This is a genomic window from Sinorhizobium medicae (assembly GCF_007827695.1).
GTDB classification, from domain to species: domain Bacteria; phylum Pseudomonadota; class Alphaproteobacteria; order Rhizobiales; family Rhizobiaceae; genus Sinorhizobium; species Sinorhizobium medicae.
The window spans coordinates 1-12,399 of record NZ_VITA01000047.1; the positions used below are offsets into that span (position 1 = coordinate 1).

General features: G+C 55.9%; 11 protein-coding genes and 3 pseudogenes. 2 read left to right on the forward strand and 12 right to left on the reverse strand.

Features of this window, described 5'->3' with window-relative positions; translation table 11 throughout:
• Positions 1-425: 425 nt before the first annotated feature.
• The 11 genes from virB11 to FB009_RS32065 form a co-directional block, all read right to left on the reverse strand.
• Positions 426-1,466, reverse strand: a complete 1,041-nt coding sequence (gene virB11, locus FB009_RS32015; protein WP_011970871.1) for a P-type DNA transfer ATPase VirB11 — start codon at positions 1,464-1,466, stop codon at positions 426-428.
• 39 nt (positions 1,467-1,505) lie between these two features.
• A complete protein-coding gene (gene virB10, locus FB009_RS32020) occupies positions 1,506-2,624 on the reverse strand; it encodes a type IV secretion system protein VirB10 (RefSeq protein ID WP_011970872.1) in 1,119 nt (372 codons plus the stop codon).
• Complete coding sequence (gene virB9 / locus FB009_RS32025) at positions 2,621-3,502, reverse strand: P-type conjugative transfer protein VirB9 (RefSeq protein ID WP_011970873.1); 882 nt, start codon at positions 3,500-3,502, stop codon at positions 2,621-2,623. Before virB9 ends, virB10 begins: the two co-directional genes overlap by 4 nt.
• Positions 3,499-4,212, reverse strand: a complete 714-nt coding sequence (locus tag FB009_RS32030) for a type IV secretion system protein VirB8 (RefSeq protein ID WP_011970874.1) — start codon at positions 4,210-4,212, stop codon at positions 3,499-3,501. Before FB009_RS32030 ends, virB9 begins: the two co-directional genes overlap by 4 nt.
• Positions 4,199-4,366, reverse strand: a complete 168-nt coding sequence (locus tag FB009_RS32035; RefSeq protein WP_011970875.1) for a type IV secretion system lipoprotein VirB7 — start codon at positions 4,364-4,366, stop codon at positions 4,199-4,201. Before FB009_RS32035 ends, FB009_RS32030 begins: the two co-directional genes overlap by 14 nt.
• Before the next feature lie 32 nt (positions 4,367-4,398).
• A complete protein-coding gene (locus FB009_RS32040; protein ID WP_018210169.1) occupies positions 4,399-5,286 on the reverse strand; it encodes a type IV secretion system protein in 888 nt (295 codons plus the stop codon).
• An 81-nt stretch (positions 5,287-5,367) separates the two neighbouring features.
• Positions 5,368-6,051, reverse strand: coding sequence for a pilin minor subunit VirB5 (virB5, locus tag FB009_RS32045; RefSeq protein WP_011970877.1), 684 nt, complete (start codon positions 6,049-6,051; stop codon positions 5,368-5,370).
• A 13-nt stretch (positions 6,052-6,064) separates the two neighbouring features.
• On the reverse strand, positions 6,065-8,434 hold the full coding sequence (gene virB4 / locus FB009_RS32050) for a type IV secretion/conjugal transfer ATPase VirB4 (RefSeq protein WP_011970878.1): 2,370 nt from the start codon (positions 8,432-8,434) through the stop codon (positions 6,065-6,067).
• Positions 8,434-8,760: a type IV secretion system protein VirB3 gene (locus FB009_RS32055; RefSeq protein ID WP_011970879.1), complete on the reverse strand. Its 327-nt coding sequence runs from the start codon at positions 8,758-8,760 to the stop codon at positions 8,434-8,436. Before FB009_RS32055 ends, virB4 begins: the two co-directional genes overlap by 1 nt.
• Positions 8,757-9,119, reverse strand: coding sequence for a pilin major subunit VirB2 (gene virB2 / locus FB009_RS32060; protein WP_011970880.1), 363 nt, complete (start codon positions 9,117-9,119; stop codon positions 8,757-8,759). Before virB2 ends, FB009_RS32055 begins: the two co-directional genes overlap by 4 nt.
• A gap of 13 nt (positions 9,120-9,132) precedes the next feature.
• Positions 9,133-9,840, reverse strand: coding sequence for a type IV secretion system lytic transglycosylase VirB1 (locus tag FB009_RS32065; protein WP_011970881.1), 708 nt, complete (start codon positions 9,838-9,840; stop codon positions 9,133-9,135).
• A 631-nt stretch (positions 9,841-10,471) separates the two neighbouring features.
• Here FB009_RS32065 and FB009_RS32075 point away from each other — a divergent pair.
• Positions 10,472-10,651, forward strand: a pseudogene (locus FB009_RS32075) (transposase); the annotation flags it as partial.
• Between the two features lie 231 nt (positions 10,652-10,882).
• On the opposite strand, the pseudogene FB009_RS33580 reads toward FB009_RS32075, so the two are convergent.
• A pseudogene (locus tag FB009_RS33580) lies at positions 10,883-11,107 on the reverse strand (Lrp/AsnC ligand binding domain-containing protein); the annotation flags it as partial.
• 1 nt (position 11,108) lies between these two features.
• Between FB009_RS33580 and FB009_RS33585 the strand changes: the two are divergent.
• Positions 11,109-11,994: pseudogene (locus FB009_RS33585) on the forward strand (type IV secretory system conjugative DNA transfer family protein); the annotation flags it as partial.
• Positions 11,995-12,399 lie beyond the last annotated feature (405 nt).

A 12,399-nucleotide genomic window follows, 5' to 3' on the forward strand; every position in this document is an offset into this window, starting at 1 on the left:
TCCCATAGTCGCCCCTGTTCATACCCCTCGGTAGGGAGCAAATTATGTGAGGCAACGGTTGAATATTCGGGAACAGTTTCGGCGAGGCAATGCGAGTCTCACCTTGATTGTCGCCGCGCATGTCATGTCTTCCCTCGCTGATCGGTAGGTCGCTCTGGCCAATTCCAGAACCCATACAATCTACAGCGTGGGTGAGCGGCCTTCACCAACGAACATACGGTCTAGTGCTTGCACTAGGACCGCACTCTTCAGCCTACCTCGGCAAGGCGGCCATCACCGGAGGGGTACGCCGAGTCGCCCAATGCTAAGGCTGCGGGCGCGGAGCCACGGGCAAGACGCTCAATGAGTTAAGAAGCCCGGGCTGGATGATGGTTCCCGGCGAGGAATCCACAGCGACATAGCTAAAAGATAAAGGCTGTTGCACCCTAATGCTGGTCCAGAAGACCAGCGACTGTTTCTCCGCGTCGACGCGCGTCGGCCGCCAGCCAAATCTCGCCAACTTCGTAGACGTCACCGTAGGTCCGGAACGGCACGATGACATCGATGGCCGCCGATAGCATGTCAATCAGCGTACGGTCCTCTATGGCAGCTCCTTGTGGGCTGCTCTTGACGAGCGAAAAGAGCTTCTTGAAACCTTGGACGGCATCGGCTCCGTGAATAGTCGAGATTGATCCTGGATGGCCAGATACCACTTCGCTGAGATATGCCCAAGCGGCATCGTCGCGCATCTCGCCGAGCAGTATTCGGTCCGGCCGCATGCGGAGACTGGCTTGTAGAAGCTGCTCCGCGGTCACCCCACCTACTCCTGCCCCATCCTTCGAATAAAGTAGCCGGACATGATTCTCATGTGGAATCACGAGCTCGAGCGTGTCCTCTATGGTGATCAGCCTTTCCTGCGGCGGAATGGCGTTAATCAAAGTCTTGCTCATCGTCGTCTTGCCGCTACCCGTGTGGCCGCAAAGCAGCATCGTCAGCCGCCCAGTCACGCACGCTTGCAGGAATTCTTCCAAATTACCGCGGGCGTAATGCTCAAGGATCTGCATATCCTGTTGAGTTTGGCGCTCCTGGCGGAAGCGCCATTGATTCCAGCGCGAAGCGTCATAGCGAGATGAGACTTCCTTAAGTTCCGAAACGCGAGAAGATGGGCGGCGGATCGTCAGGCTGACGGTACCTGACTGAACTGCTGGCGGTAAACAAATCTGCAGCCGCTCTCCGCCTGGCAACTCGGTGGCGCAGAGAGGGCTTCGTGGTCCAACATCTTGCTTTCGTAGCGCTCCCGCTAAGATCGCGATATCTTCGAGATCGTCATAGGTCAGAGATAGAGGATGTTTCGTAAACGCTCCGGCTTGCCGGACGAAAGCCTCTCCTGGTCTATTAATCGCGACCTCTTCGGTCCTTGGGTCCTCAAGCCATTCTAGTACTGGTTTGAGGAGCAAACGCAGTTGAGGATCTGCCTCGGTTTGCATTGAGATCTCCGAATATTCGTTGTCGTTGGCCTGCTTGGGCTAGGGCCGGCGATGGCGCGCGCTCGTTGTCGCAGTGGTCATGCGAAGCTCGTATATACCTGAGAAATCAAGATCTCGAGCCACGAATATCGATACTGCGTCCCCCTGGTTCTTCTGCAGGGTTGGCGGGATGTTGATCGTCGTTTTAAGCGCCGTGTCGGCGGCTTGTGCCCCATTGCTTTGAAAGCTGTTGAGGTTAGGCCCGCCGGAGCTTTCTGTGTGCTGACTGGCGGCCTGGAACGCACCTTGAACGACGCTCAAGAGCATTGCCCCTGCGAAACGTTGCCAGAAGTGATTGTCCACCGTGCCCGGCATACCTGAGCGACCGAGCTCGTCAGCGCCTGGTGACGCGAGCGAAACTACGGCATGATGCGGCGTTTCGGCGCGATTCCAGATCACAAAAACGCGCGCGTCGCCTTGTTGAAGGCCCCGCTGAATTTCGCCAATGACGGTTGTCCCGCGATCTAGAAGCACAACGTTGTTCGTTGCCCCGCGGACGTCTTGAGGTAGAAGGCACCTCACATAGCCAGGCAAGCTTGTATCGATCGCTGTTTGTAAAATGCAGGGAATGATTGTTCCTTGCGTGATCGTGAAGTCAGGGTGCGGCAAGAGTGTGGCCCGGCTAGGCTCCTGGACGCCTGCTTTCATCCGCGTCGATAAGTCATTATCGACTGAAGCTTCATCCGCGAGCCTCGAGGGAAGTTGTTTCGAGGTATCATCCTCTTTGTCCTCGCGTGCGTGGCCGGTGTCTTGCTCACCGCTTTCATAGGCAAAAATTGGCGATTGCTCGGCCCGCGGATCATTTGGTTCCGAGGAGCTCTGTGCTGACGGGGGAGCCTCCGGCTGACCAACTGACGGGGGAGCTGAACGAACGGGAGCAACCTCAATTGGTGCCGGACGAAAGGGCTCGGTGTTGGTGAGAACTGTTGTTTGAGGCGGAGTAGGTTCCACTTCTTTCTTTGAACTTCCGCTAACCCAGATTAAGGATAGTGATGATGCCACAATAGTGCTTGCAATCATCAACTTCTGCGGTCCTGAAAGACGCCGGCGAGTTGACTCAGAGACCAGGGATCCGTCTGCATCTACGTCGTGCCTGGTTTGTGGATTGGCGTCGTTCATCGACTTGCCCCTTTCAGAACGCGCCACACATCGTGTCTCACTGTGCCGGTGCCCGGCTTTCGTCCAATGGGATCGTATGCGCTATTCCAGATGCCTAATACCGTATGGCCATCTCTCAGGCGCCACTCACGGGCAACTGCGGGAACCTCGACATAGTCTCCTTTGACCGAATAATTGGCGGTGGCTTCCTTGCCGTCCGGATTGATCACGTATATGGACGGGATGCGCACATTGCCTGGAAAGCGGAATACAGTACTGACTCCGTTATCAAAAACCTCCAACGGCGTAAGCGAACGGTCGCCCTGTGCGATGTAATGGAAATTGTTGGCTCCGGAATCCGCGATTGCGGCCGGCTGATCCAATAAATGCTGAGCCCTCTGTTGATACTCCGCATCCGCCCGAAGCCGACCGACGATCGACAACTTTTCTGCTTGTTTTTGCCGAGCAGCAGCTTCGTCGGCAGGATAGACAAATTGCACACTATAATAGAGGTCAGGCTGCTCTTTGGTAAGCTGAGACATGGTCTTGGTAGAGATGCTGAAGACATATCGTCGGGTACCTGCCTCGCTAGCGGTCAGCACGACGACTGGCTGCGGCGGGAGGGCTTGGCTTGCCTTGAAAAAGAGATAGTGGCCGCGCGGAAGGGCTGCCAGATCTTTGCTATTAGAGACGGCGACGGCTGTTACGGTCTCGCTGGCGCCGAATGTAACAACCAACGTGGCCCCGACAGCGGTCGATAGTCGGACGACTTGGTCAGGATTGTAGGCCAGATACCGCATGCGCGGGTCTAGTTTGCCGGCCGCAGGTGTGTCCTCCGCATGCGCGGCTATCGCTAAGCAAAGCAAACAGATTATTGTGAGGAAGGTCCTTGTTATCATTGCTCGCTACGCCCCTCGTTCCATACGGTGTCTTCCGAGACTTGGTAGGAGGTAACAGTCAACCCCCCTGGGTTGGACAGTCTCGATTCACCGGACAGGCTTGTCACCTTTTCATACCGGACCGTTGCAGTCCATGTACTCATCACCGGCGTCTGGCCATCCATCATGAGCGTTCGGTTGAAACGAATCTGCTGCACGCCCGTCGCAATATCATTTGAGGAGATGTGCTCGACATCTAGTCTCCCCCCCTCACCGATTGTGACCTGCGGTGACGTCGGATTAGGGTAATTAAAGTGATGCTGATATTCCAGGCGCACAGATGGTGCGCTGAAGCTCGATACGAGATCATAGGCGTATTGAGCTGTGTCGGCTGTATACCCCTCGCGCAGACGGACATATTGCCAGAGTGAAGCGTTGATAACGGCCTGTTCTTGCGTTGCGGGAAGTCGAGACACGGACACTTCGCTGTCAACGGTTCCATCCGGTCGTACCCAGAGATACACAGGCACGAGCTTGGCAAGCGGAACCATAGTCGCGATGGTGAAGGCCTGCGCGATATTTCCAAAAACAGCCGCCGTCGCAATGACGACCAGAACCCTGGAAAGACGCCGCGCCGACTTCGCACGTGACGTTTGGAAGGCCTCTACTTCAATATAGTGCGCGGCAAGCGCTCCTCGCTCCACCAGGAGAGCATGTTCAGCGCTCTTCATTTGGCTCTCCCGTACATTCGAACTGGAGATCTGAAGCCGTGGGTTGCCAACGCTCCACATTCAGCTGAAACGCGGCACCCTTGCAGGTCGCCAGGGTATCACTTGTTTTGCAAGCGGCCAAAGCGAGGAATAGGATTAGAGAACAATACTTCATGCAATCAACCTGTTAGTTCTTTGTCATTGCGTTCAACGGCGCGCAACTTGGGCCAACTGGCGGCTAAGGCTGCTGAGAGATTTATTCGAGCCTGACCAATGAGCACCTGCAATATTGCCCGCGATCACCGGAAGCGCGACGATCAGGGCGTCCCCAGCTAGAAAGAGCATGTCGAGTTCATAAAGCCCGATAATCTTGGCTGCCGTCGTGCCCGCATTGTTGATCACAATGAGCATTAGTTTGAGAGCCACTACTTCCGTTGTTATGACGATGGTCGCCACGATGTTCAACAGGAGAAGCAGCAGCCCGTAAGAGAGGAGCTGGCCGACCCATTTTGAAGCCATGTCGCGGGTGTGATCAAAGAGATAGCCGACCAGGATCAGCGGACCGATCGCTAATAGTACCTTAGTAAGAATCCCACAGGCATCATAGACCTCGAACGTTACCCAAAGCGCACCGTAAAAAACCCACTGTGCGCCTTCAAAGGCGAGAATGTCTTGGCTATTCATTGGTCCTATTTCGGCCGCAATCTTCTGAAACGAGCCCAGACTTAACGCAAACATCAGGTCGAGCTGTTGCGGGATATTAATCAGCGCAATACTACTACCGCTGATTTTGTGAACGAAATTAGGTATAGTATCCTCGAAGAATAATACTACATAAGAGTGATAGTTAGCCTGGCCCAAGATAAGGGCTACAACGATCGATACTCTGATGATCTTCATGATCCCAACACGAGCATCGATTTCGCCACGTATCACCAGAATGCCCTGGACTATGATCCAAAGCGTAACGCACGCAACCAGAGGGGCATTGATTGCGCTCTGGATTTTTTCGAGCACTGAGTCCAGTGCGATTGTAAAGGCGGTATCGAAGACCGTGTGTATAGTCGTAAAAGGCGCAGATACTGAGAATTTCATCGCTCCAACCTGGTTTGGCTCTTTCCACCGCAGGTGGGCGGAGTTGAACTTTTTATCTGAGCCGCATTACCTACCGTTCAACTATAGTCCGGGGCTGAAGATTTTCGCGGTTTCCAGGCGTTCTCGTCGCTGGGCGGCGGCCTCCTCTGCAGCGTGGAGGCTGGCCTGTGCAGTGGCCATCGTCAGCAGACTCGTAGCCTGGCTGTTCTGGATGATTGCGTCGTGAATCTGTTTGAGAAGCAATCCGTTTGTTACAGTTGCCTGCATAATGTTCCTTGAACGCGACAGCTGACCAAGCGTGTTGCCATTTTCGCGGAGGCGCTTGTCCATCAACTCGAGATTGTCGGCTGCAACACTCGCGGCATTAGCAGCACCGGTGATCTGCCCACGGAGCAACTCTGCATGTGCGTCGCTGCCATCGATTGCGCGATCGCGGTCCGTTGCGATAGCGCGTGCTGTGGCCGAGACTGGCCTCTGACTGTCAAACATCTGCTCGCTTAGCTTATTCGTCGAGGGGTACTTATTCCCCTGGTTGATTTGGCTCAACAGGCCGGTGACTGCGAAGTTCGTTGTAAACATCCCCACCATCGCAATCGTCTGTTCGAGCATCTGTGCTGTCTTCGCATAGTTCAGAATAGTGGTACCAGCAGTGATCGCTGCCTGATATGTATTTCCGGGGTCGGTGACAACGAACTGCGCTCGGGCCGGGGCCTGCATAATAAGGCAAGCGGCAATAGTCGTTACTGTCAGTTGGGTAAATTTCATGAAACTTCCTCCGTCAGTCTTGAACTTCTTGGTAACGGGCCATGAACTCGTCTACCCACGCACCAGGAGCATCCCCGTGTCTGGCACGGAGCTGATCGGCAAAACGCACCGTGTTGGCCCGACCCGATAGCACGGCGACATATTCGCGCATCTCGCCGAGGTCGAATTCGCAGATAACGCTTCCGCTCTCGCGCTTAAGCAGAAATTTGCGGCTCCCGATTGCCATCTGCTCGCGAACGGCTTGATATTCTCCTTCGGTACACTTTAAGCCGCCGACATAGGCTGATCGATCCGCCGTCGGAGATGGATAGAAAATTTTTGTCATGCATTGTGCCACGAGACTGGCTCCGAGGGGCGATTCGAGAACATGCTCAGGCTGCTGTGTTGCGAGTATCAACATGCCGTTATTCTTGCGAACAGTGAGCAAGAACTTGTCTACAACTGCAGCGAACTGAGGGTTTAATAAATAAAATCGAAACTCGTCGCAACACATGACAAAGCGACGGCCATCCACAACAGCGCCCACGCGATGGAGGAGGTATGCGGCCGCCGGCGCGCAAACCTCTTCGTACTCCAGAATCTGTGTCATATCGAAGCCGGTAATGGAGGCATGCAGTCTTACTTCATCCACCTCGCCATCGAAGGCCCAACCGAGCGCGTTTCCTCTGCACCACCGCTCCAGTCGCGCTCCTGCGCCTTCGGACGGGCTGTGTAATAGGAATTCGCGTAGGCCCGCGAGGGAACGCATAGCGGGCTCAAATGAAAGCTGCCGGACGATGGCGCGTTCCAGGCGGCGGTTCTCTTCCGGCGAAATAGCTCCCCGTCCATCGCTCTCGATCAAGGCTGTCACCCACTCGCGCAGAAAGTCTCGGGAGGCCGACGTATCGTCCAGGGCCCGTAGAGGCGCCAGGCCACTGGGAACGCCTCTACGTAACGCCAGATACGTGCCTCCCGTGGCACGTACCAGCAGTTCACCACCGCGGTCCTTGTCAAAGAAGACAATCGCACCATCGTGTCCAACCATGCTCTGTTCGAGCATCGCAAGGACAAAGGTCATGAGCGTTGTTTTGCCTTTTCCGACGGGTCCGAATATTGCCGTCATACCCACGTCATTCTCGTGAGGGAGGTAGTCGAAAGGGGTTCCACCATTGGTGCGGAAGCGCGCAACCGAGTTGCCCCAGTGGCCGGAATCCTTGCCACTTGGGAAATTCTCGAACGAGACAAGGCCCGCGAAATTGCGTGAGGTGATCGCCCCGGGTCTCGTGCGCCACTTGGTGTTCCCCGGAAGTTGCGCCCAATAAGCCGCCTCCATACCAATACCCTCTTGGACGATAACGGCGCCCGCATCCGTCAATCGCGTGCGGGCGCTTGCGGCGCGGTTGGCAAGGCTATTGAGATCATCGGCATACACGCACAGGCTCAAATGATGCGCGCCCATTACGAATTCGCTGCTTGCCAACGCGTCCTCTGCCTCGGCGAGTTCATTGATTTGGGAGACGGCCTTGTCACCGGAACTCGTCATTTGACTGGACTTGAGGCTGAGTTTGGCATGGGCCTGTGCACGCGTGAGGAAGGAGAAACTTTGGCTCAACACGAGCGGGAAATTCGCGGACAATAGCGGATTGAGCATGCCTGGCCGCGTCTTTGCCGGATATTCTCGAAATGAGAACAATGAGCCAACGTAGCTATCTCCCGGGGTTCGAATCTCCAGTGCCCGCTTGCCGCAGATTACTCGGTCGGTATAAATCGAAGCGCCCAGTGAACCACTAACCACTGGAACCGGAGTGGCACGGCAGGTCATTATAAGTCGGAGCGCCTCCGCGATTTCCGAGAAAATCACGCCATCTTTCTCGCGGAGACCAAGCCGGCGGAGACCATAGGCGTCGAGGGCGCCACTAGTGATGTGCCACAGATCTTCCAGGTTCCGCGTCTGATTTGCTAAATCGTTCTCGTTTCTATTGTTCCGCTTGATGAACCGGCCCGTGATTTTACCGACCGCAGTTCGGGGAAACACGACCAAGGTGAGGAAATGATCGTTTCGAAAGAGTTTTCCGGACAGCACACGCCGCTCATAAGCTTCGCTCAGACTACCAGCAAACCCGCTATGAAAGTGCCGCGCCGGGGGCAACGCCACGTCGTTATGTCGGACCAGATGAGCACATATTGATACACTATCATCGGCAATGTTGCGTAAGAGCGTATTGAACGCTCGGCAGCGTGCATTGCGGATGGCAACGTCTTCCATTTCGAAGGGCAAACCTTTGACGTGTGCCATAGCCATGACTGAGCCGTCTTCGAGAAGGACAACCTGATCGCTGAGGTGGCCGACATATGGTAGATATATCTCACCAGACCTCTCGTTCCTGCCATTTGTGCCGAACATTAAAGCATTCCTCGTCCTCGTCTCGGCACTTTGATAGGATTGGGGCTGACGCTTGCCCCGCCCCAGAACGGCGCATCCACGCTTCTCCCAGCCGTCCGGAGATAGAGTAGGGCTACACTGGCCGCGTTGTAGTCGCGCTCGACAACAACACGTGATCCGAACCACAGTGGCACAAGAATGATTTCGTAAAGAGGGTTCTGAACAACGACGATGATCAGGCCGGCTAACATCATGAGCAATGCCGCCAAGTTCAGCGGCACGCCCAAGAACAATGCAGGGCGTGTCGCTGCTACGTAGAGAGTACTCTCTTCCAGTCGGTCGCTCATCCGGCCCCTATGAGGGCTTTACCAAGGAAGCTGGCCCCGAACATGATGACGATCCCCCCGATGACACCGGCAACGAGACCGAGTGAAGCACGGCCGAACATCCACGATATGCCGATGGCGACGATGCCGAGCACAGCCAGAGACTGTCCGAAGGGACCAAGGATGAATGCACAGATATTATTCACCATTGTGGCAGGGTCGGTCCCCCCCGTCACTTGCGCCGTCGCTGGCCCGGAGCAGACAATGCTCCACACCGCCGCTCCGCCGGCAGCGGGCGCATGGTCAACCGCTGTGCGCGACATGGCTTTCAAGAAAGCAACAGGACTCAAACGCGCACGATGTTTGTTAAGTGACGCCATTACTACGCTCCATTTAATCGAATATAATATGTTGTTTTTCGAGATGTTCATGGTCTCCAGGCTTCTGGAGTGCGGGGAGGCTGATGAGATCGCCTGCCGATAAGTCTGGCTCTAACGAACCCCACACATCCCATATTTTTTCCGAGATCGGCTTTTCATCAGCCTTTTCCGGACATCCGACCAGCGGTGGCACGATCTCTCGAGCGGCTGACTCAACCTTCTGCACATAACCGTTCGCAAATCCGCGCGTCAGGTCACCCGTGTTGTAGGCCGAGATTGCCTGGCGAAGCGCCAACTGCTTTTCTGCGGCAGTGTCGCCGCCGGCATAGCGGCTTTCAAGCAAGTGCGCCGCGGCCACAAGTGAAATACAGGGCTGAAAGGCCTTTTCTATCGTGAGATTGAGGACGGAAAAGTTCTTACTGTTGATCTGCATAAGCCCAACGTCGATTGAATGTTGTGCCTCGAGGCGGGCTCTGACGCTCTGGCGCGCTTGCGTTTGATCGTTCCAGTGAAGGCTCTCTCCGGTGGTGTTGTCATGTGCCGCAAGCGGATCAAAGCCGCTTTCAACCTTGGCGATTGCGGCAAGCGTAGACGGATTTACCTGCGGCGCGCATCCGCGTGCAAGGCGCTCGAACTCACGCAAGGAGATTGGCGCGGCGTTGCTCGATACGCACATCGAGGCCAAGATGGCGACAGCCAAGGGCAAAGCTGCGTTTAACATTTCCTACCGCCTAAAAGTCGAGAGCTGCCGAAAGAATCAGCGGCCAGGTCATTGATCACTCGGGCTTATCAACGCGGTCTGTTACTCTAGGATGTTGCAATTCCACATTCTGGTTACGTTTGAAACGAATGGGAACGAGATGATCCACCGGATCAAGGCAGAGAGGGGGATCGCTCTTATTAGCTCGCGCGATATCGCTACCACTGCCGCATTAAAACTGGCACAAAGGCGACCAACTAGCGGCAAGTGATCACACGAAGCAGTGAACCTCTTAGGAAAGTAAGGGCAGCAGAGAATACGACGTGGTGGTCTAGCTGGATCGAGAATTTGGGGGTCAGGTCAGCTATTCATTACGAGGAGATTTTAATAGGGAGCATCTGCGGCGCGTCTGGCACGCCAGACAAAGGATGCTGCGCAGGCACGGCGTCTATTGGGCCGTTGCCTCGATCTATGACGGCGGTTCAACGCCACTCTTCAGATCGTGCGTGTTGAGTGATGCGCTTCAATGCGCATGACCCCGACACGAGTCCACTGGCTGCGATCGGCTGTGGAAGCGCCGGGTGCGGCGGCCGGGGGACTGTCAGGAATTCTGTGCGGTGGGCCATGATGATGAAAAGGAGAGAATCATCACATGGCTATCGAGAAAGAACTTCTGGACCAGCTCCTGGCTGGACGTGATCCATCCGAGGTTTTCGGCAAGGACGGTTTGCTGGACGATCTGAAGAAGGCGCTTTCAGAGCGCATCCTCAATGCGGAGCTTGACGACCATCTCGACGTCGAGCGCCTGGAGGGCGGCCCCGCCAACAGGCGCGGCACGCGACAATCCTCGCCCAGATCATCAAGCTCGGCCAGAAGCTCACCGACGGCGCAGCCGTGACCATGTTCATCTGATCGGCAGGCCGTGCGGACGACCTCGGGAACCCCGCTTCCTCCCGTTTTGCCGCAGAGAGCGATCTGCGCCTCCGCAAATTTCGACTTATTCATGCCGAAAACTGCGTTGACCGGAGTTCCCAGCCTCAATCGGCCCAGAAAACCGGAGGTGTCAAAGCGGCAACAATGCGTCAGGCTTCACATCACCGATTGATGCGTAAGTGTGCGTTTCCCTGACACCAGGAAGCGGCAGAATGACCCGCTGCAGGAATTTCTGAAACATCGCCATGTCAGCTATCGTGCTTTGACCAGATAGTCGAAACCACCAATCACCATATGGCATTCAAATGATTTCGGGTGCCTTCCTTACCTCGACAAAGACGAGCGTGCCGCGTCCGAAGATCTACGGCGAAACCTCCCGGCATTCGCTGCTCGGCAATTGTGGCTATCAACTCGTCCTTGGCGCCAACGACCAGGCCACAGCCGAGTACGCATTCCGCGCGCTCGGAAAGCGCACGATCCGCTACCAATCGGAATCCCGCACGATCGAACTGATGGGCCTGCCTCGCCGCACGAAGGTAGAGCAGATTCGCGAACGCGATCTGATGATGCCGCAGGAGGTCCGGCAAATGCCGGAGAACAAGATGGTCCTGCTCATCGAAGGACAACGGCCAATCTTCGGTGAAAAGCTCCGGTTCTTCCAAACGCAGCCCTTCAAATCAGCCGAGGCGTATTCCCAGGCCAACATTCCGCAAGTGCCGGAAGTCGATTATTTCCCGCCGAAGGCCGTGCCGGCGACAACCCCGCAATATGCCAACGGGGGGAAAACCGTTCGAAATTCCCTCGCCGGCGCCAGCGAAAGAGGAGAAGCCTTTGGCAGCCGCCGCGGCGGAGGCAGCACCGCTCAAGGCAGCCACTGCAGCAGAAGAGAAACCTGCAGCACCTGCCAAACGCACAGTCAATAAAAAGGCGCTGCGCCCGAAGCCTAAGCCGACTGCTGCAAAAACGGGCGGTGCGGAAGCATCTGCAAGCCTCGATGCGGTGGAAGCCCGGATAAAGGCCATTGAGGAAGGCCTCAAATCAAAGGCCGCACAACTCAAGGAAGTGGTCGAGAAAAAGGCTGAGAAGCTTGGCGACAAGTCTCCGTCCAAGCGCCGCAACATCATCGATATCTTCAGCTCGACCCTGCCTGATCCCGTCGAAGCTGGCGTGGCGGCCGATTTGTTTGCGAAGCGCGCTTCTGACACTCCAGGACACATGGGACCCGGAAAGATCGACCCTTAGTGCCGGTCAACGCGACGAGCTCGACGAGTGGTTCGAGCGGATGCGTCGCGTCGGAAGAACCCCCGTGGCGCTCGAGAAGGTGATCGCTCAGGTGCGCCAGCAGACGCGCCGCTTAGGCACTTGCAGGTTCGGTCCAACGTTCAGAAGCCGCCTAACAGAACAAGCCCCCTCAGCCTCTCCACAACCCTTACGCGACCCTTCTTAGGTCGGCTTTCGATCCCTTTTGCTGCTGCTCGTGGTTACGAGCCGGAACTTCTGGTGCCGGCCCAAACCGCTCATGCCGACCGGAATTTGGATCGGTAGACCTGTACTAGTCACCTGGAACTAAAATTCACTACATTGTATGCTTGGCCTCTTCATTGGAGGTTGAGGCATGGCAAATGCGACTGGCCGACCAACGCCCCC

Excerpts from the sequence above, each read along its gene's own strand:
- virB11 (WP_011970871.1), bottom strand. The coding sequence starts at position 1,466 with ATGCAAACCGAGGCAGATCCTCAACTGCGTTTGCTCCTCAAACCAGTA.
- virB10 (WP_011970872.1), bottom strand. The coding sequence starts at position 2,624 with ATGAACGACGCCAATCCACAAACCAGGCACGACGTAGATGCAGACGGA.
- virB9 (WP_011970873.1), bottom strand. The coding sequence starts at position 3,502 with ATGATAACAAGGACCTTCCTCACAATAATCTGTTTGCTTTGCTTAGCG.
- FB009_RS32030 (WP_011970874.1), bottom strand. The coding sequence starts at position 4,212 with ATGAAGAGCGCTGAACATGCTCTCCTGGTGGAGCGAGGAGCGCTTGCC.
- FB009_RS32035 (WP_011970875.1), bottom strand. The coding sequence starts at position 4,366 with ATGAAGTATTGTTCTCTAATCCTATTCCTCGCTTTGGCCGCTTGCAAA.
- FB009_RS32040 (WP_018210169.1), bottom strand. The coding sequence starts at position 5,286 with ATGAAATTCTCAGTATCTGCGCCTTTTACGACTATACACACGGTCTTC.
- virB5 (WP_011970877.1), bottom strand. The coding sequence starts at position 6,051 with ATGAAATTTACCCAACTGACAGTAACGACTATTGCCGCTTGCCTTATT.
- virB4 (WP_011970878.1), bottom strand. The coding sequence starts at position 8,434 with ATGTTCGGCACAAATGGCAGGAACGAGAGGTCTGGTGAGATATATCTA.
- FB009_RS32055 (WP_011970879.1), bottom strand. The coding sequence starts at position 8,760 with ATGAGCGACCGACTGGAAGAGAGTACTCTCTACGTAGCAGCGACACGC.
- virB2 (WP_011970880.1), bottom strand. The coding sequence starts at position 9,119 with ATGGCGTCACTTAACAAACATCGTGCGCGTTTGAGTCCTGTTGCTTTC.
- FB009_RS32065 (WP_011970881.1), bottom strand. The coding sequence starts at position 9,840 with ATGTTAAACGCAGCTTTGCCCTTGGCTGTCGCCATCTTGGCCTCGATG.